This window comes from Peptoniphilus olsenii (assembly GCF_040545475.1).
GTDB lineage: Bacteria > Bacillota > Clostridia > Tissierellales > Peptoniphilaceae > Peptoniphilus_A > Peptoniphilus_A olsenii.
Window position 1 is genome coordinate 137,276 of sequence record NZ_JBEPMA010000004.1, and the last position, 24,619, is coordinate 161,894.

Genomic DNA, 24,619 nt, shown 5'->3' on the forward strand with positions numbered 1-24,619 from the left:
ACTGATATGTTAAAATAGTAATGATTTGGAGGCGTTATGAGGGTAATTTCTGGAAGTAGAAGAGGATTAAAATTAAATGCTCCTAAAGGTTTAGATACTAGGCCAACTTCTGATAAAGTGAAGGAATCGGTATTTAATATATTAGGTCAAAATTTTCCAGGGGCTGAAGTCTTGGATATTTTTTGTGGAAGTGGTGCCAATGGTATTGAATTTTTGTCAAGAGGAGCGGAAGTTGCTTATTTTTTGGATAACTCTGATGATGCCATTAAAATTTTAAAAGAAAACCTAAAAAAGGCAAAGTTTTCTGATTATGCTGTTCTTTTAAAGGGAAATATAGGCAAGCTTAAAACGCTAGATATTAAATTTGACTATATATATCTAGATCCACCATTTGATAGAGAAGATTTATATAGGAAGAGTCTTAAAATTATTTATGACTTCAACCTTTTAAAAGAAGATGGCTCAGTTGTTGTTGAATATGCGACTGATATTGGAATACCTGATTTTTATGGTTTTAAAAAAATTAAAACAAGAAAATATGGAAACACTTCAATTTCCATATGGGGATGGGATAGATGAAAGTAATTTATGCGGGCAGTTTTGACCCTGTTACAAATGGTCATTTAGATATTATAAAAAGAGCTAGAGATATTTTTGGTGAAGTTATAGTTGCTGTATTAGACAACACTTCGAAAAAAGGACTTTTTACTGTAGATGAAAGAAAAGAACTTCTACATAAAGTTTTAGATGATTATGATAATGTCGAAGTTGACTCTTTTGATGGTCTTTTAGTAGATTATGCTAAAAAGAAAAATTGCAATGTAATAGTTAGAGGCTTAAGATCAGCATCTGATTATTTTAATGAATATACATTGGCAATGGCGAATATGCATTACAAAGATGGTGTAGAGACAGTTTTTTTATTAGCTTCTAATGAAAATTTATTTGTTAGTTCTACACTGGCAAAAGAAGTTTCCACATTTAATGGGGATACCGATTTATTTGTGCCAAAAGTTGTGGGAGAAGCCATGAAAGAAAAATTAAATAGGAGGTAAAAAATGAATTTAACAGACTTAGTAGAAGATTTAGAGGATCTTGTAGAAACTGCATCTCAAATACCACTTACAAATAAAGTTATGATTGAGAGAGAAGAAATATTAGAAATTTTAAATGAAATCAAACTTCAAATTCCGGGAGAAATTGCAGAAGCACAAAAAATATCTGCAGACAAGGAAAACATTATAAGTGGTGCACATGATGAAGCTGATAAAATTATGACTGCAGCAAGATCTCATGCTGAAAAAATTATTGCAGAAGATGAATTAGTAAGAGAAGCTAGTGAAAGAGCTAATCAAATGCTAATTTCTGCTAAAGAAGAATCTACTCAAATAAGAGAAGGTGCAAGAGATTATGCAGATGAATTACTTGAAAATACTCAAGTTAATCTATCTGAAATAATAAAAATGTTAAATGAAAATAGACAAGAATTAAGAGGATAATATATCTTTTTATATATGAAAAAAGGCTCTAGCATATTGTTAGAGCCTTTAAAATTAAAAACTTTTAAAAATGAATTTGTAATAACTCGTCTAAAATTTTGAAATATTAATACATTGTGAGAAGAGATACATGTTAAAATTTATATTTTATAAATTATTTTTTAGATAAGTTTTGTATAAATATAATTTAAAAATTTAATCGCTATTAATTACTATCTTTGGATATTAAAATCCTTAAAATATCTTGATAAAATTTCTGAGGCTGTTTTTTAAAATTATAGGATATTTGTTGCCCCATTTTCTCATCTGAAACTTCAATTTTGAGGTCTAAAACATCAACATCACCATCTTTAATATTTAAATAAACATAATAAATGTTATTTTCTAATTGAATTTTCGTTTTAACTGAATTTTTTAGTATTAATTCGTGTCTATATTCTTCTATTTTAGGTATTAAAAAATCTAAATTTTCTTTTGGGATATTTTCATAAAAAAGATTTAGTGTTTGTTTGCCATCTGAAGACAAGTAATAATTTTTGTCATCGTCAAATAAAATCAATCCAGTAGATTCCATTTCAGATACATATTGTTTAAAATAAAAATAATTGAATAATTCGTTATTTAAAATAAAGTAGCTCAAATCATTTTCTTTTAATTTGTGATTAAAATTATCGATTATATACAGTATTAGAAGTTTATTAAGTGCTAGTTCAAAAGAGTTGTTTTTCATATAATCACCAAGATAATTATATCTAAAAAAAGGTAGAATATCAATAATTGATGAATTTTATTAGTTTTTTGATATAATATTAATACAAGTTTATGGAGGAATCGAATGAGAGAAGAAATTTTATTTTCAGAAGAAAAAATTGCACAAAGAGTAAAGGAATTAGGTAAAGAGATAGAAAATGATTTTGAGGATGGTTTTGTCATAATTTCTTTGTTGCGTGGTTCATTTATATTTGCGGCAGACTTAGTGAGAAATATTAATAAAAAAGTTGAGATAGATTTTCTAACAACTTCAAGTTATGAAAATGAAGAATGTTCAAGTGGTGATGTTAAATTTTTGAGTAACTTGAGAACTGATATAAGGGGTCGAGATGTACTTATTGTTGATGATATCTTAGATACTGGGAATACTCTTAAATGCGTAAAGGATAAACTTATTAGCATGAACCCAAAAAGTATTAAAAGTGTAGTTATGTTAAACAAACCATCTAGAAGACAAGTTGATATTGATGCTGATTATGTCGGTTTTACTATCGATGATTTGTTCATTGTAGGTTATGGTTTAAACTACGGCGATTTTTATAGGAATATTCCATATATTTATTCTTATATAGAGGATTAATATGAAAAAATATAGGAAAAAGAATTTAAATGTCATGAGTGTCAATACATTGACACTTATACTTGCAATAATTTTCCTTACAATTGGCTTTAATATTCAAGAAAGATACAGTTTTGTTGGGACTTTTATTACTGAGATATTCATCGTTTTATTACCAGCATTATTAATAGCTAAAACTGGAAATTTCAAAGCAGTATTAAAACTAAAGAAAACCTCTCTTAGAAATATTTTATTTTCAATGATAGTAGTATTACTTGCTTATCCAATTATTTTATTATTGAATGGAATATTCTTAAGTTTAATTTCAAATTTTGTTGAGTATAAGAATTTTCCCATGGAGATTATGCTTCAAAATGTACCGATTTTTAATTATTTAGTTTTCATCTGCATAGTTCCTGCAATATGTGAAGAAATATTTTTTAGAGGTACGCTAACCAATGCATATAATGTATATGGTAGTAAATTTTCCATCGCTATGTCTGCAATAGTTTTTGCATTATTTCATTTTGATATTCAAAATTTTGTGGCACCTCTATTATTAGGTTTATTGTTTTCGACTTTAATTGAGTTGACGGATTCTATATATCCGGCAATAATTGCACATTTCATAAACAATGTCATTGCCGTATTTACTGCAAGGTATGTAAATGATAGTTTGTTTAAATTTTTATCTAACACGAAATTATCTAGAGAAATTGGTTCATTGCAATTATTTATTATTATTTTATTAATTGTTATATCAATTTTTTCAGTTATATTGATTAGAATTATTTTTAAAAAGATGAAAAAAGATATTATACAAAAAGGAGAAGTGAGAATTAGATATAGAGATGTAGAGGCAATTGATTTATTCAATTTTGTGCCTATTATTGCACTAGTTATTTTGTACTTTATTTATCACTATATAGTTTTTTAAGGAGGATTTTAGTGGATAATATTAAGAAAGCAGCAGATATAATTTTAGGTTCAAAGAAAGTTTTTGCACTTACCGGAGCAGGAATTTCTACAGATTCAGGTATTCCTGATTTTAGAAGTGGTGATGGTTATTACACAAAAATGGATCCTACACTTGCTTTATCAAAAGATCGTCTGTTAAATCAACCAGAACTGTTTTATAAAGAAGGTTACATGATTTTATTAGATTTAAATAATCAAGAACCAAATGGAGGTCATATAGCCCTTGCTCAATTGGAGAAAATGGGTCACTTAGACGGTATTATTACACAAAACATAGATAATCTTCATGCAAAAGCAGGTAGCAAAAATATATATGAAGTACATGGAGAAACTCGCGGTATTCATTGTATGAGTTGTGGAAGTGAGTATGATTTTCCAGTAATGAAAGAAAAAGTTGATAAAGGTGAGATACCTCCTCTTTGTGATAAATGTGGTGGCGTGTTACGTCCTAATGTTGTGATGTTTGGAGATATGATGCCAGATGATTTTTCAAGAGGAGCGGCTGAACTTGAAAATACAGATACACTAATTGTAGTAGGTTCTTCTTTAACAGTATCACCTGTCAATTTTTTACCTAATTATGTTGACCATTTAATTATAATTAATAACGACAGAACTCCAGCCGATAATAGAGCAGATGTGGTTATTAATGATAATTCTACTAAGGTGTTAAGTGCAATAGTTAAAGAGATAGAGGCAAGAAAATGATTTATGGGGATTTTGCATACATCTATGATAAATTAATGTATGATTTAGATTATAAAAAAATGTATAAATTTATTTTGAAGGTTCTAGATTCTAAGGGTCTAGAACCTAAAAATATTCTTGAAATGGCAGTGGGAACTGGAAATCTGACAGAAAAATTAGTCAAGAACTTTAAAGTTGATGGGTTTGATTTATCAAGTGAAATGCTTTCTGTTTGTCAAAATAAAATCAATAGCAGAAACCTTAGATTATTTAGACAAAATATGGTTGATTTTAAAGCACCTGATACTTACGATGCCATACTTTGTGTGGGAGATTCTTTAAATTATTTGTTGGATAAAGAAGAAGTGTTTAAATCTTTAAATTCTGCCTATAAATATTTAAGAGAGGATGGAATTTTTATTTGTGATTTCAATACTTTTTATAAATTTAAATCTATTCCTCCAATAACTGTTGATGAAGTGGATGAAATATTTTATGTATGGGAAAATATTTTTGATGAAAAAAGTGAAATAAATACCTATGGAGTCAACTTTTTTGTCGAATTTGAAGACAATAAATATGAAAGATTTTATGAGGAACACAAGGAAAAAGCATATGATTATCATGAGATTTATGAAATGTTTCAAAAAATAGGTTTTAAAAATATTGAATTTTATGATGATTACGATGATATAGAAATTAATAGTTCTACATCACGATATACTATAATAGCAAGGAGATAAAATGGGATATATAATAAGGGCAATAGATAAAGATGAAACAATAAAAATATCGGTTGCTATAACAACTGATGTTGTAGAAGAAGCTGCACAAATTCATCACACTTCAAAGACTGCATCAGCAGCACTTGGCAGAGTATTAACTGCGGCATCAATAATAGGTTCGTGGCAAAAAAATGAAAAAGATGCTCTAACTTTAAGTATAAATGGAAATGGACCAGCGGGAAAAATTATGGCGACTTGTAAAAATGATGGTTATGTCAAAGGATTTATCACAAATCCTTCAGCTGATTTACCTGTAAGAGAAAGTGACGGTAAACTTGATGTGGCTGGGATTGTCGGTCAAGGAGATATGACCATCGTCATGGATATTGGTCTAAAAAAACCATACACTGGAACAGTTAATCTTGTTAGTGGCGAGATTGCTGAAGATTTAGCAACTTATTTTTTACAATCTGATCAAGTTCCATCAGCTGTAGGGCTTGGAGTTTTGGTTGATACAGATTATTCTATAAAATCAGCAGGCGGTTTTATAATACAGCTTATGCCAGGAGCAGATGAGAGTTCAATTTCAAAAATCGAAGAAAATCTTTCAAAATTAGAAGGAATAACAAATTTAATTGAAGGGTATCATGATGCAGAAAAAATACTCGAAGTTTTAATGGAAGGCTTTGAGGTTAAAATCTTAGAAAAACGAGATATTTTTTATAAATGTGATTGTTCACGCGATAAAGTTAAGGATGCAATACTATCAATAGGACCAAATGAAATAAGTAAAATCTTACTAGAAGATAAAAAAGCAGATGTAAGTTGTCATTTCTGCAATTCGCATTATCATTTCGATGAAGAAGATTTGCGTGAGATGCTTGAAGAAGCAAAAAAATTAAATGAAAATAAATGAATTTGAACAAAAATTTATTGCTTGAAAAAACCTCCTGATTAGTGTAATTTTAAATTAAACAGGAGGTTTTATACACAAAAATTTTATAGGCTAGCTTCAAGATATATTCTTTTGTTTTTTAAAATCACGGTCGCTAAAATTATCATTAGTATTATTAATTCATATCCCTCAATAAAAAATTGTGCTAAATAACATACTACAATCATAATAACTACAGAAATAATTTTACCAGTTATATCAGTTTTATTTTCCATTAATACCCCCTCTTTAGTGTATTACACTATACAAACAATAAGTTTATTGATTTTTAATAATAGATTTAATACATAGTCTTATAAATTAATATTAGTGCATGTCAAAAACATATGATATACTTGTATGAGAAAAAAGAAGGGGGATTATATGGAGCAAAATGTCTATTTAGATAAAGAGCGACTTGACAATTCCAAAGCGATAACGGAAAGTTTGGGAGAGTCTCTCCAAGTTGAACAGTTAAAAGAAAAAGTAAAAGAACTGAATAAAAAGCAAATGGAACCTGATTTTTGGAATGACAATGAGTCAGCACAAAAAGTTATTAACGAAACTAATTCATATCAAAAAGTAATAGACCAATATGATGAATTAAGAGAAATGATAATAGATGCAGAAGATTTAATTGATTTAATGGAAATGGAAGAGGATTATTCTTCTTACGACGAGTTTAAAAATACAGTTGATAGAATAGAAAAAAAAGCTGATGAATTCAAATTAAATACATTATTAAATGGCGAATACGATTCACACAATGCGATTTTATCAATACATGCAGGTGCTGGGGGAACTGAAGCACAGGATTGGGCAAGTATGCTACTTAGAATGTATACTCGTTATGCCGAAAACAAAGGTTTCAAAATCGAAACTTTGGATATTTTAAAAGAAGATGAAGCGGGGATAAAATCTGCAACTCTTAGAATATCTGGAGATAAGGCATATGGATATTTAAAAGGAGAAAAGGGGGTTCATCGTCTTGTTAGAATTTCACCCTTTGACTCAAATAAAAGACGTCACACTTCATTTTCTTCTGTTGACGTGTTTCCAGAGCTTGATGATGAAACTGATATTGAAATAAAAGATGATGAGATAAAAGTTGATACTTACAGATCTTCTGGAGCAGGTGGACAACATGTTAACACTACTGACTCTGCCGTAAGAATTACGCATATACCTACAGGTGTAGTAGTACAATGTCAAAACGAGCGTAGCCAAATTCAAAATAGGGAAAAAGCTATGAATATGCTTAAAGCGAAACTTATAGCTCTAGCCGAAGAAGAAAAAAAAGAAAAAATTGAAGACCTTCAAGGAAACTATTCACAAATAGCTTGGGGTTCTCAAATAAGATCTTATGTATTTCAACCATACACTATGGTTAAAGATCATAGAACAAATGTAGAAATTGGAGATGTAGAAAGAGTAATAGATGGCGATTTGGATGAATTTATTTATGCTTATCTACAAAATAAAAGAACTGAATAAGGAGTAATTATGGCAAAAGATGTAATAATAGCTTTAGATTTTCCAAATAAAGAAAAAGCACTAGATTTTCTAGATAATTTTAAAGGCGAAAGTGCTTTTGTAAAAATTGGAATGGAACTTTATTATAAAGAAGGACCTGAAATTATAAAGGAAATAAAAAGACGTGGACATAAAATTTTTTTGGATTTAAAAATACATGATATACCTAATACTTGTGTTGGCGCTACAAAATCTCTTTTGGATTTAGATGTAGATATGTTTAATTATCATGCTGCAGGCGGAGCAAAAATGCTATCAGAAGCCAGCGATGTAATTTCTAATTCTAACAAAGAAGTTATTAGTCTAGCTGTAACTATGCTGACATCAACTGATGAGGAAGCTATGCACCAAAACTTAAAAATTGACAAAGACTTAAGCCTAGATGAAGTAGTGCTTAGTTATGCAGCACTAACTAAAGAATGTGGACTTTCTGGAGTTGTATGTTCTGCTTTAGAAGTACCTAATATTAAAGAAAAATTAGGAAAGGATTTTGTCACTGTGACTCCAGGTATTAGAAAAACTAAAAATAATTCTGATGATCAAAAAAGAGTTGTGACACCAAAAGAGGCAAGAGAACTTGGTTCTGATTATATTGTTGTAGGTAGACCTATTACTAAAGCTGAGAATCCTTTAAAAGAATATAAAGAAATTAAAAGGGATTTTTTGGGGGAATAATATGAAAAATATTGCAAAGATACTTTTAGACATTAAAGCCGTTACACTTTCACCAGATGAGCCTTATACTTGGGCATCGGGAATTAAATCTCCAATATATTGTGACAATAGACTTATTCTTTCTTATCCAGAAGAAAGAAAAGAAGTTGAATCTTCTCTTGCAGAGATTGTCAAAAATAAATTTCCGCAGGCACAATATATAATGGGGACAGCTACCGCAGGAATTCCTCATGCGGCTCTAATTGCTGAAAAGCTAAATTTACCAATGGGGTATGTGAGAAGCTCTAATAAAGGACACGGAAAACAGAATAAAATTGAAGGTAGAAAAATAGAAAATGCAAAAGTTGTAGTCATTGAAGATTTGTTTTCAACAGCAGGTTCTTCAATAGATGCAGCCAAAGCTTTGGAAGAAGAAGGATATGAAATTTTGGGAATTATAAGTGTATTTACTTATAATTTAGATTCAGCTAAAAAGAATTTTGAAAAAGAAAATTATCAACATGATTCACTTACTAATCTAGATGAATTAGTTGAATTAGCGGTAGAAACTGGTTATATTAATGAAAAACAAGCTGAAAAATTAAAAAAATTTCAGAATAATCCAAATGACAGTTCTTGGATGGAATAATAGTTTTACTGAGAAATATTTTGGGTAAAATATCCTCGCTTGGAGGAAATATGAAATTAAATTACAAAAAAATCTTTAAAAATGCAAGACCTTTAGCTAAAGAAGTTTTTAAAGACAAAAAGAAATTTAACAAAGTCATAGATGAGTCTATGGAGTTGACGAAAGATAAAAATATATTTTTAGAATTTACAAAAGAATTAGGCATATTATTTAGTTTGTCGAAAGATTATTTAAAAGGAAATTATAAAAATGTAAAGAATAAGGATATTCTGATGGTTATTGCTGGACTCCTATATCTATTAAATCCTGCAGATATTGTACCTGATTTTATTGTTGGAATTGGATTTATTGATGATTTAAGTGTTATTACCTATGTTTTTAGCAAACTTAAAAAAATATTAGATGATTATGAAGAGTGGAAAAATAACTATTCTAATTTATCATTTTAAAGAGAAACAAAAAATTATCAGAAATTTTTCTGGTAATTTTTTATGCAGTATTTTATTATAGAATATAATTTTCTTTTAATTGGACTATTGTTAACTTTTATTTTATAATAATAGACGATAATATTTAATTGAGGCGAAAAATTGATACAAATTAAGAATTTATCATTTAAATATGATACAGAAGATGAAAATGCTAAACAAATAATTAAAAATGTAAGTCTAGATATACATGAGGGTGAATTCATAGCCTTACTTGGGCATAATGGTTCTGGGAAGTCAACTTTGGCTAAATTAATTAATGGATTATTAATTCCCCAAGAAGGAGATGTCTTAGTAGAAGGACTTAACACACGTTCAGACGATGATATCTGGGCTATTCGTGCAGAGGCTGGTATGGTTTTTCAAAATCCTGATAATCAACTTGTAGCTACAGTTGTCGAAGATGAAGTTGCTTTTGGACCAGAAAATTTAGGAATTGCACCTGAAAATATACGAAAAAGAGTAGATGATTCTTTGAGAATAGTGGGTATGAGTGAATTTAAAAAACACGCTCCCCATTTACTAAGTGGCGGACAAAAACAACGAGTTGCTATAGCTGGAATTTTAGCAATGTCTCCAAAATATATAATTTTAGACGAACCTACTGCTATGTTAGATCCTAGTGGTAGAAAAGAAGTAATAGATACTTTGATTAGGCTAAATCGTGAAGAGAACAAAACTATAATACTAATAACTCATTACATGGAAGAGGCCGCTTTAAGTGATAGATTGGTAATTATGGAAGATGGAGAAATCGTATTAAAAGGTCAACCACGAGAAGTTTTTTCAAATGTAGATGCTATTAAAAAAATTGGTCTAGATGTTCCACAAGTGACAGAGCTTGCAAGTGAACTTAGAAAAGATGGTTTTGATATTTCGACGAAAATATTAAATATAGATGAAATGGTAGAAGAGATATGTCAATTATAGAAATAGAAAATCTTACTCATGTATATGGCAAAGACACTCCTTTCGAGAAAATTGCTATAGAAAATATTAATCTAAAAATCGAAGAAAATCAGTTTATAGCTTTAATTGGACATACAGGTTCAGGGAAGTCCACATTAATTCAACATTTAAATGGTCTTTTGAAACCTACTTCAGGCAAAATAATTGCGGATGGAGTTCAGATTGATAAGAACTCAAGTAATTTGACAGATTTACGTAAAAAAATTGGACTCGTATTTCAATACCCAGAGTATCAACTTTTTGAAGAGACTGTAGAAAGAGATATTGCTTTTGGTCCTAAAAATTTGGGAGTAAGTGAAGACGAAGTTCGCAAAACGGTCAAGGATGCAATGAACTCAGTTGGTCTAACTTATGAAAAATTCAAAGATAAATCTCCTTTTGAATTATCTGGTGGTCTTAAAAGAAGAGTTGCCATCGCTGGAGTATTGGCAATGAAACCGAAAGTTTTAATATTAGATGAGCCCACGGCAGGTCTTGATCCAAGAGGTAGAGATGAAATACTAGATGAAGTTTTAGAAATCCATAAAAAAAATAATATAACAATTATACTAGTTTCTCACTCAATGGAAGATGTAGCCAAAATAGCACAGAGATTGATAGTTATGGACAAGGGAAAAATTTTAATGGATTCTTCGCCAAGAGAGATATTTAAAAGAGAAGAAGAACTAAAAAAGGCAGGGCTTGGAATACCTCAAATTACATCATTTATGCGTGCTTTAAAGAAAAAGGGAATTGAAGTAAATGACGACTGTATAACTGTTAGTGAAGCTAAGACATCTTTGGAAAAGTATTTAAGGAGCAGCAAAAATGTTTAAAGATATAACAATTGGTCAATATTTTCCAGGAGAATCAGCTGTTCATAAATATGATCCTAGGCTGAAAATTATCACAATGGTGTTATTTATAATTACATTATTTTTTATTAAATCAATGTATCTTTATATACCCATTGTGTTTTATCTAGTACTTGTTATAGCTGTTGCTAAACTACCAATAAAAATGGTATTTAAAGGTTTAAGACCTTTAAGATGGATAATTCTAATTACATTTATCATAAACTTAGTATTTACACCAGGTGAAGAAATTTTTAGAGTATGGAAAATTCCAATAACTGATCAAGGTTTAAATACAGCACTTTTAATGGGAATAAGATTAATATTATTAGTTTTAGGCACCAGTATACTAACTTATACCACATCTCCAATTGAACTTACTGATGGGATAGAAGCATTACTTAATCCACTTAGAAAAATTGGAGTTCCTAGTCATGAAATAGCCATGATGATGACAATTGCACTTAGATTTATACCAACATTAATTGAAGAAACTGATAAAATAATCAAAGCTCAGATGGTCCGTGGTGCAGATTTTGAATCTGGAAATTTAATCAGAAGGGCAAAAAATTTAGTTCCTTTATTAGTGCCACTATTTATAAATTCATTTAGAAGAGCAGAGGAACTTGCTACGGCAATGGAAGCTAGATGCTATCGGGGTGGAGAAGGTAGAACAAAAATGAATGAACTCAAAATTTTAAATTCTGACAGAATTCTATTTATAGGTAATATAATTTTTTATATGGTTATAGTAGTGGTTTCTAGAATATGAATATCTTAATTAAAATATCCTATGATGGCACAAACTTTTATGGATTCCAAAATCAACCAGATAGAAGAACTGTTGAAGGAGAGTTGGCCTTAGGTGTAAAGAAAACACTAAAAAAAGATACCAAAATTTATTATGCTGGCAGAACTGACAGAGGAGTTCATGCTATTGGTCAATATGCGAATTTTCATGCAGATACTACAATAGACATTGGAAATTTACCAAAAGTTTTAAATTTCAATTTGCCAGATGATGTGTCAGTTATAGGAGCTAAATATGTAGATGATAATTTTCATGCAAGGTTTTCTGCTAAAAAGAAGAAATATCGATATGTAGTTTATAGATCTAGATATAGAAATGCTTTGTTATTCAATAGGGCTTACCAGTATCCTTACGAACTTAATACTGATAAAATGAGAAGTTCACTAGCATGTTTACTTGGAGAGCATGATTATAAATCTTTTATGGGAAGAAATGCTATTGTAAAAGACACAATCAGAAGTATTGATTCAATTGAGATTATAGAAAAAGGTAAATTTTTGTATTTTGATTTTATTGGAAAATCTTTTCTAAAAAATATGATTAGAATAATTGTAGGCACTGCTTTAGAAATTGGAAATGGCAGATACGATGAAACTTTTATGAAAGAAGTATTAGAGAAAAAAAACCGCAAGTCAGCAGGACCGACTGCTCCTAGTTCTGGTTTATATTTATTAGATGTTAAGTATTAAGTGCAATTATTGTTGCACTTTTTTATTTATCTCAATGAGATGTTTAGTTAATTACATTTTAAAATAATATTTCGAGATTAAATTTTTTAATTTATGATAGAATATAATAAAAACATTTGGAGGGCATTATGTTAATTAAAAATGGTAGAGTGATTAATCCTGCAACAAATTTAGATGAAGTAACTGATATTTTGATAGAAGATGGTAAAGTTTCTAAGATTGAAAAAAATATTGATTTAGATGATAAAGAAATTATTGATGCAAAAAATAAAATTGTAATTCCAGGTCTTGTTGATGTTCATGTTCATTTCAGAGAACCAGGACAAACACATAAAGAAGATTTAGTTACAGGTTCACAATCTGCTATAGCTGGTGGATTTACAACAGTAGTTCAAATGGCAAATACTAGTCCGAAAATTGACAATGAAAAAATAATTGAAGATTTTTACAAAAAAGCTCAAGAATTACCATTAAACGTTTATACAGTTTCTGCATTAACTAAAAATTTTAAAGATACAAATCTTGTTGACATGGAAGCAAATTTAAAAGCTGGAGCAGTTGCTTTTACAGACGATGGAATTCCAAATAGAAATTCGGATCTAATACTTAATGCAATGGAAAAAGCAAAAAAACTGAATACTTTAATTTCATTCCATGAAGAAGACCCAAATTTAATAAAACAAAATGGAATTAATCATTCAAAAGTGTCTGAAAAAATGAATTTATATGGTTCACCAACAATCGCTGAATCTTCATTTATTGCCCGCGATGTTTCGTTTGCAATTTATACAGGTGCAAAAGTATGCGTTCAACATATATCTACAGCGTTGGGAGTTGATTTAATAAAATTTGGAAAAGAGCATGGAGCATATATTTATGCTGAAGTGACTCCTCATCATATTGCCCTAAATGATAGTTCAGTTTTAAAATATAATACTCTTGCCAAGATGAATCCACCACTTAGAAGTGAAAAAGATAGATTAAGAATAATTGAAGGAATAAAAGATGGAACAATAGAAATTATTGCAACAGACCATGCTCCTCACTCTGTAGATGAAAAAAATAGGGAATTTACAAAGGCACCCTCAGGAATTATTGGTCTTGAAACTTCTTTTTCAGTATGTTATCAAAATTTGGTAAAAAACAATGTAATTTCATTAAATAAGTTAATCCAACTTATGAGTTTAAATCCTTCTAAAATTTATGGACTTGAAGGTGGAGATATTTCAGAAGGAAAAAATGCAGATATAGCCATTATTGATTTAGACAAAGAATATGAATTAAATAAATTTAAATCTAAATCATCAAACACACCTTTTAAAGGAACTAAACTTAATGCAATGGTAGAAAAGACAATAGTTAAAGGTAAAGTAGTTTATAGCATTTAAAAGGTTTCAAATTGGATACAAAATATAAGATTTGTGTTAATAACTTTTAAATCTATGTTAGATAGTGTATTATGAATTTGAGGTAGGTGAGAACCATGCAAATTTTTAATGTAAAACTATTTAATTTCACAAATTTGAAAAACACCTTTAAAAGATTTCCTCTAGTTATTTTATCGGCAGCATTAACCTCATTTTTTTATATAATGAGTACTTTCGATTTGGGCAAAACAGGAGAGAATTTCTACCTGAAACTGGCCTTTCTATCATTATTTGCAATATTTTTGTTTGCATTTATGAATTTATTTAATGAGGGACTTACAAATTATTTTGACCTGAATAATGTAAAAAAGAACAAATTTTTCACAATAATTTCTTATGCTTTATGTCCACCAATATTATATGGAATTTATGAAGTAATAAACGATGATGTAGAAGTTTTGAGCACTATTGATTCTCAATTTATGTATTTTACATTTCTTTTTACATTTGTAGTGGGTACGGCTTTTATTGCCAAATTTTATTTTCATAGAGATTATGTTGCTTATTTTACGAAATTAATGACATCCTTTGTTGTATCTAATATATATAGTGTCATTGTTTTTATAGGCATAAGTGCGATAATTTTTGCTTTAGATAAATTATTTAAAATAAGTTTTAATTCTATTATATATTTTAGGACAGCTATATTAGTTTTTGTTCTTTTTAATGTGGTGACATTTTTATCAGATTTTCCAAAGACAAAAGATTCCTATATAGATTATAAGTATGCTACACCTTTTAGAATACTTTTAATTTATATAATGTTACCTATAATTATAATTTATACTGCAATACTAATTGTATATTTCTTGAAGATTCTTATCTTTTGGGTTATACCACAAGGAATTATTGTGCATTTAGTACTATGGTTTTCTATTTTTTGTGTATTCTATATGTTTTTCATATCTAGAATAGATACTAATACTTTTGTCAATAAATTTAAGAAGATTTTTCCGTTTTTTATTTTCCCTTTATTAGCGATGATGTTCTTTGCATTGTTTATAAGGATTAATGAATATGGATTGACAGAAAATAGATATCTAGTTATGGCAGCAGGAATATGGATATTTTTATCTATGATTTATTATTTACTATATAAAGATAATTCCAATATTACTATTCCAATACTACTTTCTATTATTTTGTTATTGACTTCAATTGGACCTATTTCTGCCACTAGGCTTACAATAAAATCACAAAGGGCAAGATTTATTAGTGTTTTAAAAAGAAATGATATGATATCTGATAATCGCATAATTCCTAATCCAGATGTAAATAGTGTTGATAAAAAGAGAATAATGGGAATTTTAAATTTTATGTCCAATGGCAAGCGTCTTGATAAATTGCCTTATTTACCTGTGAATTTTGTAAATGCAGATGATAATATTAAACAGGTTTTTGGTTTTGATGGCACAGGGATATATACAGATGTGTACTTGGGATATATGTTAAATGAAGATTATAATCCAAAAGAACCCTCTGAGCTTGCTCCTATTGATATCGAAGGATTTAAATCTTTAGTCGTTGTAGATATCAGTTCTGAAGGTACAATTTACAGTGATTACAAATTTATTCACAAAAATAGCGAAATAGATATCTATGAATTTTCTTCAGAAGAAGATGAGTTTAAAAAGATTCATACGATAGATTTGCGTGAATTAAAAGATAAATTGAGAACATTAAGAAAGACTGAAGAAGCTATTAAGCCCGAAGATTTAGAAATAGAATTTCCAGGGCATAAAATTATATTTACCAATTTATATTTTCCAACAGAAGATGAATTTGATGATGTTTATTTAAACTTTTATTTGTTGAGGTCATGATGTATTATATTAATTTTGAAAATGATGTTTTTATTGATGAAAATCTAGATTTTCGTTTTATGGAAGATTTAGTGAGAATTAATCTTCAAAAATCTGACTCCTATGAACTGAAAATTTTAAAAGAAAATAAAGATATTAAAAAGAAAGTTGAAGATATCGCTGTATATTCCGATGAAAATGTATTTGAATATATTTATCAAGGAATAATAGATGAGGATTTTAAAGAAATGCTCCTCAAAAATTTGTTAGATAAAAATGCACTCAAAATTTTTGGTATTTCACTTTTTGATGATGGGAAGTTGACATTTGAGTCTATAAATTTTGGCAGTGAAGTATATTTATTTGGTTTTAATGAGCATAGTGTAGTTGATGTAGTAAGTGAATTAGAGCAAGTGTATGGCATTGATGAAATTAATGTATATACCAATGAAGAGGAAGAAGGGCATAAACACCATCATTAAATATAAATAAAAAAATCGGATTTTGTTACTATAATTAGTATAAAGAGTTTTAGTACAAAATTCGATTTTTTTTTTAAATATTTATAAACTTTCAGATACTGCATTTGTTACTGTTGGTATTAATTGTTTTTTCCTTGATAATAATCCTTTTGATATAAATTTGTCGTTATCAATACTTGCGTTAAATTTTTCGGCAATTTCTTTTTTAAACTCACCAACTACAATAATCTCAGAAATCTCCTTAAAGATATCAGTAATCATCAGTATGAAAGTGTCAGTAGAATTTTCATTTATAAAGTTTTCCATTTCTATTTTTAAGTCTTTTTCTATACTTTCTAAACTAGATAAATTCATTGTGAAAATTTGACAAACTCTTATATTTTTATTCTCAATAGAAAAATCTTTCACATCACTTTTCAAAAGTTCGTCAGCTTTTTTACCCTCAAGGCTTGTGCCTGCTTTAAACATTTCCATTGCATATTCTTCTACATCTATTGCTGCAATTTTTTTCATTTTTTCAAGTACATATTTATCAGTCTCTGTCGAAGTAGGAGATCTAAACAAAAGAGTATCTGAAATTATTGCAGAACATAAAAGTCCTGCAATTGCCCTAGAAGGTTTAATTCCATTTTCAAAAAACATCTTTGACACAATTGTTGCAGTTGAGCCCACAGGTTCATTTCTAAAATAAATTGGATTTGAAGTAGAAATATTTGCTACTCTGTGATGATCAACTATTTGTATTATTTCAGCAGAGTCAATATCATCTATAGATTGATTTTTTTCATTATGGTCTACAAGAATTAATTTTTTTCTCAAATTTGAAATTAAATGATATCTTGAGATATTTCCTATTACTTGATTTTTATTATCGAGTACTGGATAAGATCTAAATCTCGATTGACTCATTTTTTCTCTTACATCATCAATTAAATCGTCTTTATGAAAAACAACCAGATTTTCTTTCGTCATCACATAATTTACAGGAACCGCTTGTGGAAGAATCCTGGCAACCATAAAAGTAGATAGGCCAGTTGTTATTACAGCGACGCCACGTTTTTTAGCAAGTTCAAGTACATCATCATCTAATTGAGTTGATATAGTTAATATTAAAAGTGAAATATTGTTATTAATAGCAGATTCTTGGTCAAATTTGTCATCTCCAACTATCACAATATCTCCTTCTTTAATTAAATCTTCTTTTTTAATAGCTTTGACAGCCATTTTACCACTCATAGGACGTAAATTATCAGGTTTATAAATAATTTTTGCACGCAAAACATCTATGATATTTTCAAATGATGTATTGGAACGGCCAATAATAGAATCATCCCATATTTCCATATAAGTGGAAGCAATATTTGAAAGTGAAACTATCCCAATTAAATTATCAGTATCATCAACTACAGGTAGAGAATTAATATTGTTTTTTTGAATTAAATCCATTGCATTTGCCATACTCATGTCTGGACTTACACAATAAGCTGGGTCAATTTCAATATCTCTAACTTGAGGTTTTATAGAAGTTTTTAAACGTGGGGCTTCTACATTAAAAAAATTTAACACAAATTCAGTTTCTCTATTAAGATTTCCAAGTCTAATTGCTTCGGCAGGTTCTCCCATTTTATTTTTTAGTTCTGCAAGTGCTAATGCAGAGCATATACTGTCAGTATCAGGGTTTTTATGTCCAGTGATATAAATTTTATTTTTCATTATTACCTCCAATTTTCAAATAAATTATAACATAGATTGTAGTAAATATTGTATTAATATAGGATTTTGATATATAATCTATAGAGATCATGGATATTATAATAATTGGAGCAGGACCAGCAGGTATGGTAACTGCCATTAAAGCAAAAAATGAGAATAATAGAGTTATTTTAATGGAAAAAAATGATCGAATTGGTAAGAAGCTTTTAGCTACAGGTAATGGGAGATGTAATTATACAAATTTAAACCTGTCACAAAATAATTATTCCAATCGTGATTTTGTTAAAAATACTCTAGATGAATTTAATAATAAAGATTTAATAAACTTTTTTAGATTATTGGGACTAGAATCAACTACTGATGGTGATAGAGTTTATCCTATAACTTTAAAAGCAAACACTGTTTTAAATATTTTGATATATTGGCTTGAAAAAAAAGAAATAGAGATTATGGTAAAAACAGAAGTTAAGTCTTTTAAAAAGATAGGCGATAAATTTATTGTTTCCACTAACAATGGAGACTTTAATTGCGACAAATTAGTATGTGCATTTGGTGCATCTTCAATGCCAGCAAGTGGATCTGATGGGAGTGCCTTTAATATGTTAAGAGAAAATGGACATACAATAACTAATCTATATCCAGCTCTTACTCAGTTAAAACTTGATAGCAAATATCTTAAACATTTAAGTGGAGTAAAAGTAGTTGGCGAAGCCAGATTAATTAGAAATGGGAACATTATTGACAAAAGATGTGGAGATTTACTTTTCACCAACTATGGGATTAGTGGACCACCAATCCTCGATTTATCTGTAAATGCTAAACAAGAAGACATAATTGAAATACCTATAATTAATAATGTGAAAAAAGAAACAAGAGAGATGCTGTATTCAAGATTTTATGTTTTTCCAGACTTTTCCTTAGAAAATTTTTTGATGGGAATAGTAGATAAAAAATTTATCCATTATATTGTAGATAGTTTGAATCTGGACAAAAACACTGTCATGAGTGCTATTGAATTAAAAGAATTTGAGAAAATTGTCAATTTATTACTAAATTCTAAATTCAAAGTAGTTGGCAATACTGGTTTTAAAAATTCACAGGTTACTAGAGGTGGGGTATCTACAGATGAAATTAATTCAGATGACTACTCTTCTAAAATTATCAAAGATTTATTTATAATTGGAGAAGCCTTAAATATTGATGGAGATTGTGGAGGATATAATCTTCACTTTGCCATAGCATGTGGTTATAGGCTTGGAGAAAAATTTACTGTTTAAAAAAACTACATTAATATGGTATTATTAAGGGGGACATATGTTTTACTTACAAAATAAATTGAATGAATTCGGTAAGATAAGAGTTGGTATTGTTGGTACAGGGTTAATGGGTACATCACTTTTTTGTGAGATAGTACAGAGCAAAAACTTTGGTGCGGCAGTTTTAGCAACTAGAAATAAAGAAGGACTTTACAATGCTTTAAAAATTGCTGGAGTTAAAGAAGATGAATTCTTGTTCACTAATGACTTATTAAAAGCTAAAGATGCACTTGATGATAATAAATATGTAATAACAACTGATATATTATTCGCTGCAACGCTTACAGATTGTGTAGTCGATTGTACAGGTGATACTGAGGCGGGTACGATGCTGACTTTAAAAGCTATTGAAGAAAAAGTTCATGTTGTGAGCCTTAATGTTGAGATGGATGCAACTGTTGGTCCATATCTTAAAAAACTTTCAGATGAAGCAGGAATTGTCTATTCTGGTTCTTCTGGTGATGAACCTGGTGCAATAATTGATGTCTATGAATTTGCTAAATATTGCGGATTTGAAGTTCTAGTATTGGGTAAAGGTAAAAATAATAAACTTGATAATTTTGCTACACCTGACGAACTAAAAGTTGAAGCTGTTAAAAAAGGCGTAAATCCTAGAATGCTCACATCTTTTGTAGATGGAACTAATACAATGATGGAATTAAATGCAGTTTGTAATGCAGTGGGTTTTGTTCCAGATGTTTCTGGTTGTCATTTTGTTGATACGACTCCAAAAAATATTGCAAATGATTTTAAATTAGAATCTGAGGGCGGAATATTAAATTCATATGGGATAGTTGATTTTGCCTCTGGGATAGCTCCTGGTGTATTTGCAATTGTGAAAGCAAAAAACGAATTTATAACAGAAGAGATGAAATATCTTTCAATGGGGGATGGTCCTAATTTTGCTATTTATAGACCTTACCATTTGACAAGTTTAGAGACTCCTTCTTCAATAATGAGAGCTGTAGTTTTAGGTGATTCTACTATTGCACCTAAGAATGCACCTGTTGCTGAGACAATAGCTATTGCAAAAAGAGATATTAAAGAGGGAGAATTATTTGATTCAATAGGTGGTTACATGATATTTGGGAAGCTTGTTACTAGCAAGTATCAAAAAGATGGCTCTCATGTACCAATAGGGATAATTACCGATGGAGCTTTTGCTAAGCGTGACATAAAAAAGGGAACAGTTTTAACATATGATGATATAAGCTTGAATGAGGAATCAAGCATTGTTAAAGTTAGAAAGTTGCAAGATGACTATTTTAACTAATTGACAGAGATAAAAAAATAGTATAGAATAGGTGATAAAATGAGAATAACACAAGAAACAGACTATGCTTTTAGAATTGTAAGCCACTTAGCTAGACATGAAAATGAAGTTATTGGAGCTCCTAAAATAGCTGAATCTGAAAAGGTTACTGAAAGATTTACTTTACGTATACTTAGAAAATTAAATTTAGCGGGAATAACTGGAGCAAAAAGAGGAGCAAGAGGCGGATATTATTTAAAAAAACCGAAAGAAGAAGTATCAATTTATGATATAGTAGTTGCTGTAGATGGTCCTATTGAAATCAATAGATGTTTGAGCAGTGAAGATAAATATTGTAATAGATACAATGCTGAGGGCATAAAGCATTGTAATTTTCATAATACTTTGTGTGAATTCCAAAATGAACTTATTGATTTATTCAAGAGCAAGACAATGGATCAATTTGTTTAATAAAAATTTTGAAGAGGACGTTGCGACCTAAAAAACTTTAGAGAGCAGTTGGTTGGTGAAAAACTGTGTTTTATTTCGCAAAGATCACCTTGGAGTTTAAAGATTAAAAGTCTTTACGGTAATTACGTTATAATTTTAAGTGATAGATACCTATAACTAGGGTGGTACCGCGGCAAAGTCGTCCCTTCTCGAGAGAGAAGGGGTTTTTTTATATTAAAAATAATGTAAAGGAGTTAATATGAGTAAGTTCAAAGATTTATCAAAAACAAGCGTAAGTGAGCGCGAAGAACAAATCTCAAAATTTTGGGATGAAATAGATTTACTTCACAAATCTGTGCAAAGTAGAGAGGGTGGCGAAAATTATATTTTCTATGAAGGTCCTCCTACTGCTAATGGCAAACCTGGCATTCACCATGTAATGGCGAGAACTCTAAAAGATTTAACATGTAGATATCACACAATGTTGGGTTATAAAGTTAATAGAAAAGCTGGTTGGGATACGCATGGACTTCCAGTAGAAATTGAAGTTGAAAAGAAATTAGATTTACACAATAAACAAGATATAGAAAGTTATGGTGTAGAGGCATTTAATAAAAAATGTAAAGAATCTGTCTTTGAATATGAAAAAGAATGGCGTGAACTAACTAGAAGAATGGGTTATTTAATAGATTTGGATAATCCATATATAACTCTAGAAAACAATTATATAGAATCAGTTTGGCATATTTTAGATAAAATGTTTAAAGATGGTCTAATTTATGAAGGACATAAAATTGTTCCATATTGCCCAAGATGCGGAACTGGTTTAGCATCTCATGAAGTTGCTCAAGGTTACGAGGATATTAAGACTACAACTGCAACTTGTAGATTTAAATTGAAAAATAAAGAAAATGAATATTTCTTAGCATGGACAACAACTCCTTGGACATTACCATCAAATATTGCACTTGCTGTTAATCCAACAGTTAATTATGTAAAAGCAAAACTTGATGACGGGAATTATTATTATGTTGCAGAAACTCTTGCTGATAAAGTTTTTAAAGATAGAGAATATGAAATTGTAGAAAAAATGTCTGGAAAAGATTTAGAATATATTGAATATGAACAACTTTTACCTTTCTTAACTCCAGATAAAAAAGCATTTTTTGTAGTAACAGCTGATTATGTAACTACGGAAGATGGTACAGGTATTGTTCATACTGCACCAGCATTTGGTGAAGATGACTACCAAACTGGAAGAAGATATGATTTACCAATGATTAAACCAGTGGATGAAGAAGGTAAATTTACAGATACTCCTTGGAAAGGACAATTTGTAATTGATGCTGATCATGATATTCTTCATTATTTGATGGATAATGATTTGTTATTTTCGAAACAAAAAATAAATCATAATTATCCACATTGTTGGAGATGTCACACTCCATTAATTTACTATGCTCACCCTTCTTGGTATATAGAAGTAACTAAATTTAAAGAAAAACTAATTGAAAATAATAAAGGAGTAAATTGGTTTCCAGACTTTGTTGGAGAAAAAAGATTTGGTAACTGGCTTGAAAACTTAAATGATTGGGCTATTTCACGTTCAAGATATTGGGGAACACCGCTTCCAATTTGGAAATGTGAATGTGGTCATACTGAATCTATAGGGTCTATAGAAGATTTACGAAAGAAAGCAATTGAAGAAGTCCCAGAAGATATTGAACTTCACAGACCATATGTAGATGATGTGCATTTAAAATGTCCACACTGTGGCAAAGAAATGACTAGAGAACCAGATGTTATTGATGTATGGTTTGATTCTGGATCTATGCCTTTTGCTCAATGGCATTATCCGTTTGAAAACAAAGATAATTTTGATGAATTATTTCCAGCAGATTTTATTTGTGAAGGAATTGATCAAACTAGAGGATGGTTCTATTCACTAATTGCAATATCAACTTATATGACTGGCAAAAGCCCTTATAAAAATGTACTTGTAAACGACCTTATTCTTGATAAAGAGGGCAAGAAAATGTCTAAATCAAGAGGAAATACAGTGGCTCCTTTTGCATTATTTGATAAATTTGGAGCTGATGTAGTTAGATGGTATTTACTTTATGTTTCACCACCATGGGCACCAACTAAATTTGATGAAGATGGTCTTAGAGAAATAGATTCTAAATTTTTCAGATCTTTAAAAAATATTTACAATTTCTTTAGTTTATATGCCAATACAGATGATATTGATCCTCGTAAATATGATATTAAATATGAAGATTTAGAAGAAATTGATAAGTGGTTAATTTCAAAATATAATAGATTAGTTAAAAATGTAAGAGCAGATATGGAAGTATTTGAGCTTACTAAAGTTGTAAGAGAAATTCAAGATTTTGTAATTGAAGATATTTCTAATTGGTATATCAGAAGAAACAGAAGAAGATTTTGGAAAACTGATAAGGATGATACAAAACTTGCTGTATACAAAACAATTTATGATGTATTATTAGGAGTATCAAAATTAATAGCTCCATTTGTACCTTTCTTGTCAGAAGAACTTTTTAAGTCATTAACTGATGAAGAATCTGTGCATCTAGCTAATTATCCAGTTGTAGATGAATCAAAAATTGATGATAAAGTTGAAGAAAAGATGGATCTTGTACGTGATTTAGTAACTCTTGGAAGAGCTTCGAGAGAAGAGGCTAAAATCAAAGTAAGACAACCACTATCAGAGGTTATCATTGACGGAAAATACAAAGAAATTATTGATGATTTAACTTCATTAATTGAAGAAGAATTGAATGTTAAGAAAGTAGTATTCGAAGAAAATTTATCTAAATATATGAATTTTGAACTTAAACCTAACTTTAGGGTATGTGGTAGCATACTAGGATCTAAAGTTAAAGAATTTGGTAAAGTTTTAAAAGAAGTTGACTCAAAAGACTTATTAGATAAATTGAATAAAGGCAGCGTAAAGCTAACTTTAAATGGAGAAGAAACAGATATTACAAAGGAATATATTCAAGTCAATATTAAGTCCAAAGAAGGGTTTGATGTAAAAATGGAAAATAATTTGTTTGTAATACTTGACACGGACCTAAATCAAGAACTTCTCAATGAAGGATATGTGAGGGAATTTGTATCTAAAGTTCAACAACTAAGAAAGAAAAATGACTTAGATATCTTAGATAATATAGTTATTAAATTTAACTCAGATGAAGAAGTTACTACTGCTTTAAATGAAAATCTTGATTTTATAAAAACTGAAACATTGGCAATTAATATTGAAAATACCGATTTTGAATCTGATGTAGAAGATTTAAATGGTCATGAAATAAAGATAATGATTAATAAAGCATAATTAGCTATGGAATAATTTGCCAAAATTACAAATAAAG

26 protein-coding genes and 1 other annotated feature are annotated in these 24,619 nt (G+C 29.3%); of the genes, 23 read left to right on the forward strand and 3 right to left on the reverse strand.

Annotation, left to right across the window (positions count from 1 at the left end):
• Nucleotides 1-36 precede the first annotated feature (36 nt).
• The 3 genes from rsmD to ABID14_RS05025 are packed head-to-tail and all read left to right on the forward strand — an operon-like array spanning nucleotide 37 to nucleotide 1,499.
• Nucleotides 37-579, forward strand: coding sequence for a 16S rRNA (guanine(966)-N(2))-methyltransferase RsmD (rsmD, locus tag ABID14_RS05015; RefSeq protein ID WP_354367775.1), 543 nt, complete (start codon nucleotides 37-39; stop codon nucleotides 577-579).
• The gene (gene coaD / locus ABID14_RS05020; protein WP_354367777.1) at nucleotides 576-1,055 is read left to right on the forward strand and encodes a pantetheine-phosphate adenylyltransferase; all 480 of its coding nucleotides are present in this window, start codon (nucleotides 576-578) and stop codon (nucleotides 1,053-1,055) included. The genes rsmD and coaD overlap by 4 nt, the downstream gene beginning before the upstream one ends.
• Nucleotides 1,056-1,058: 3 nt before the next feature.
• Nucleotides 1,059-1,499 (forward strand): ATP synthase subunit B family protein, encoded by a 441-nt coding sequence (locus tag ABID14_RS05025; protein WP_354367779.1) that lies wholly within the window; start codon nucleotides 1,059-1,061, stop codon nucleotides 1,497-1,499.
• 205 nt (nucleotides 1,500-1,704) lie between these two features.
• On the opposite strand, the gene ABID14_RS05030 is transcribed toward ABID14_RS05025, so the two are convergent.
• Nucleotides 1,705-2,229: a DUF4364 family protein gene (locus ABID14_RS05030; RefSeq protein WP_354367781.1), complete on the reverse strand. Its 525-nt coding sequence runs from the start codon at nucleotides 2,227-2,229 to the stop codon at nucleotides 1,705-1,707.
• A 105-nt stretch (nucleotides 2,230-2,334) separates the two neighbouring features.
• Between ABID14_RS05030 and hpt the strand changes: the two genes are divergently transcribed.
• From hpt to hslO, 5 genes are read left to right on the forward strand one after another with little or no spacing between them, the layout of a single operon-like run.
• Nucleotides 2,335-2,850: a hypoxanthine phosphoribosyltransferase gene (hpt, locus tag ABID14_RS05035; RefSeq protein ID WP_354367783.1), complete on the forward strand. Its 516-nt coding sequence runs from the start codon at nucleotides 2,335-2,337 to the stop codon at nucleotides 2,848-2,850.
• A gap of 1 nt (nucleotide 2,851) precedes the next feature.
• The gene (locus ABID14_RS05040; protein ID WP_354367785.1) at nucleotides 2,852-3,766 is read left to right on the forward strand and encodes a CPBP family glutamic-type intramembrane protease; all 915 of its coding nucleotides are present in this window, start codon (nucleotides 2,852-2,854) and stop codon (nucleotides 3,764-3,766) included.
• A gap of 11 nt (nucleotides 3,767-3,777) precedes the next feature.
• The gene (locus ABID14_RS05045) at nucleotides 3,778-4,515 is read left to right on the forward strand and encodes an SIR2 family NAD-dependent protein deacylase (RefSeq protein WP_354367787.1); all 738 of its coding nucleotides are present in this window, start codon (nucleotides 3,778-3,780) and stop codon (nucleotides 4,513-4,515) included.
• Complete coding sequence (locus ABID14_RS05050; protein ID WP_354367789.1) at nucleotides 4,512-5,237, forward strand: class I SAM-dependent DNA methyltransferase; 726 nt, start codon at nucleotides 4,512-4,514, stop codon at nucleotides 5,235-5,237. Before ABID14_RS05045 ends, ABID14_RS05050 begins: the two co-directional genes overlap by 4 nt.
• 1 nt (nucleotide 5,238) lies before the next feature.
• Nucleotides 5,239-6,135 carry an Hsp33 family molecular chaperone HslO gene (hslO, locus tag ABID14_RS05055; protein WP_354367791.1) on the forward strand — a complete coding sequence of 299 codons (897 nt, stop codon included), beginning with the start codon at nucleotides 5,239-5,241 and terminating at the stop codon, nucleotides 6,133-6,135.
• 83 nt (nucleotides 6,136-6,218) lie between these two features.
• Here hslO and ABID14_RS05060 read toward each other — a convergent pair whose 3' ends face one another.
• Nucleotides 6,219-6,389: a hypothetical protein gene (locus tag ABID14_RS05060; RefSeq protein WP_354367793.1), complete on the reverse strand. Its 171-nt coding sequence runs from the start codon at nucleotides 6,387-6,389 to the stop codon at nucleotides 6,219-6,221.
• A 148-nt stretch (nucleotides 6,390-6,537) separates the two neighbouring features.
• Between ABID14_RS05060 and prfB the strand changes: the two genes are divergently transcribed.
• From prfB to ABID14_RS05115, 11 genes are all read left to right on the forward strand, one after another.
• Nucleotides 6,538-7,647: a peptide chain release factor 2 gene (gene prfB, locus ABID14_RS05065; RefSeq protein ID WP_354367795.1), complete on the forward strand. Its 1,110-nt coding sequence runs from the start codon at nucleotides 6,538-6,540 to the stop codon at nucleotides 7,645-7,647.
• A gap of 9 nt (nucleotides 7,648-7,656) precedes the next feature.
• On the forward strand, nucleotides 7,657-8,361 hold the full coding sequence (gene pyrF, locus ABID14_RS05070) for an orotidine-5'-phosphate decarboxylase (protein ID WP_354367797.1): 705 nt from the start codon (nucleotides 7,657-7,659) through the stop codon (nucleotides 8,359-8,361).
• A gap of 1 nt (nucleotide 8,362) precedes the next feature.
• Nucleotides 8,363-8,989 carry an orotate phosphoribosyltransferase gene (gene pyrE, locus ABID14_RS05075; RefSeq protein WP_354367799.1) on the forward strand — a complete coding sequence of 209 codons (627 nt, stop codon included), beginning with the start codon at nucleotides 8,363-8,365 and terminating at the stop codon, nucleotides 8,987-8,989.
• A gap of 50 nt (nucleotides 8,990-9,039) precedes the next feature.
• Nucleotides 9,040-9,438, forward strand: a complete 399-nt coding sequence (locus ABID14_RS05080) for a YkvA family protein (protein WP_354367801.1) — start codon at nucleotides 9,040-9,042, stop codon at nucleotides 9,436-9,438.
• A 141-nt stretch (nucleotides 9,439-9,579) separates the two neighbouring features.
• The gene (locus ABID14_RS05085) at nucleotides 9,580-10,407 is read left to right on the forward strand and encodes an energy-coupling factor transporter ATPase (protein ID WP_354367803.1); all 828 of its coding nucleotides are present in this window, start codon (nucleotides 9,580-9,582) and stop codon (nucleotides 10,405-10,407) included.
• On the forward strand, nucleotides 10,395-11,261 hold the full coding sequence (locus tag ABID14_RS05090; RefSeq protein WP_354367805.1) for an energy-coupling factor transporter ATPase: 867 nt from the start codon (nucleotides 10,395-10,397) through the stop codon (nucleotides 11,259-11,261). Before ABID14_RS05085 ends, ABID14_RS05090 begins: the two co-directional genes overlap by 13 nt.
• A complete protein-coding gene (locus tag ABID14_RS05095; protein ID WP_354367806.1) occupies nucleotides 11,254-12,051 on the forward strand; it encodes an energy-coupling factor transporter transmembrane component T family protein in 798 nt (265 codons plus the stop codon). The genes ABID14_RS05090 and ABID14_RS05095 overlap by 8 nt, the downstream gene beginning before the upstream one ends.
• On the forward strand, nucleotides 12,048-12,779 hold the full coding sequence (gene truA, locus ABID14_RS05100; RefSeq protein WP_354367808.1) for a tRNA pseudouridine(38-40) synthase TruA: 732 nt from the start codon (nucleotides 12,048-12,050) through the stop codon (nucleotides 12,777-12,779). The genes ABID14_RS05095 and truA overlap by 4 nt, the downstream gene beginning before the upstream one ends.
• A 128-nt stretch (nucleotides 12,780-12,907) precedes the next feature.
• On the forward strand, nucleotides 12,908-14,167 hold the full coding sequence (locus tag ABID14_RS05105) for a dihydroorotase (protein WP_354367810.1): 1,260 nt from the start codon (nucleotides 12,908-12,910) through the stop codon (nucleotides 14,165-14,167).
• A 95-nt stretch (nucleotides 14,168-14,262) separates the two neighbouring features.
• Entirely contained in the window at nucleotides 14,263-16,029 is a 1,767-nt protein-coding gene (locus ABID14_RS05110) for a DUF4153 domain-containing protein (RefSeq protein ID WP_354367812.1), read from the forward strand.
• Entirely contained in the window at nucleotides 16,029-16,490 is a 462-nt protein-coding gene (locus tag ABID14_RS05115) for a hypothetical protein (protein ID WP_354367814.1), read from the forward strand. Before ABID14_RS05110 ends, ABID14_RS05115 begins: the two co-directional genes overlap by 1 nt.
• A gap of 81 nt (nucleotides 16,491-16,571) precedes the next feature.
• Here the strand turns inward: ABID14_RS05115 and ABID14_RS05120 are convergent, their stop codons facing one another.
• Nucleotides 16,572-18,203, reverse strand: a complete 1,632-nt coding sequence (locus tag ABID14_RS05120) for a putative manganese-dependent inorganic diphosphatase (protein WP_354367816.1) — start codon at nucleotides 18,201-18,203, stop codon at nucleotides 16,572-16,574.
• Between the two features lie 89 nt (nucleotides 18,204-18,292).
• Here ABID14_RS05120 and ABID14_RS05125 point away from each other — a divergent pair, with 89 nt between their 5' ends.
• From ABID14_RS05125 to ileS, 4 genes are all read left to right on the forward strand, one after another.
• Complete coding sequence (locus ABID14_RS05125; RefSeq protein ID WP_354367818.1) at nucleotides 18,293-19,480, forward strand: aminoacetone oxidase family FAD-binding enzyme; 1,188 nt, start codon at nucleotides 18,293-18,295, stop codon at nucleotides 19,478-19,480.
• A 37-nt stretch (nucleotides 19,481-19,517) separates the two neighbouring features.
• Nucleotides 19,518-20,792, forward strand: a complete 1,275-nt coding sequence (locus ABID14_RS05130; protein ID WP_354367820.1) for an NAD(P)H-dependent oxidoreductase — start codon at nucleotides 19,518-19,520, stop codon at nucleotides 20,790-20,792.
• Nucleotides 20,793-20,831: 39 nt separating this feature from the next.
• Entirely contained in the window at nucleotides 20,832-21,242 is a 411-nt protein-coding gene (locus tag ABID14_RS05135) for an RrF2 family transcriptional regulator (protein ID WP_354367822.1), read from the forward strand.
• Nucleotides 21,242-21,431, forward strand: a binding site (T-box leader). It overlaps the preceding gene by 1 nt.
• A 49-nt stretch (nucleotides 21,432-21,480) precedes the next feature.
• Complete coding sequence (ileS, locus tag ABID14_RS05140) at nucleotides 21,481-24,582, forward strand: isoleucine--tRNA ligase (protein WP_354367824.1); 3,102 nt, start codon at nucleotides 21,481-21,483, stop codon at nucleotides 24,580-24,582.
• Nucleotides 24,583-24,619 lie beyond the last annotated feature (37 nt).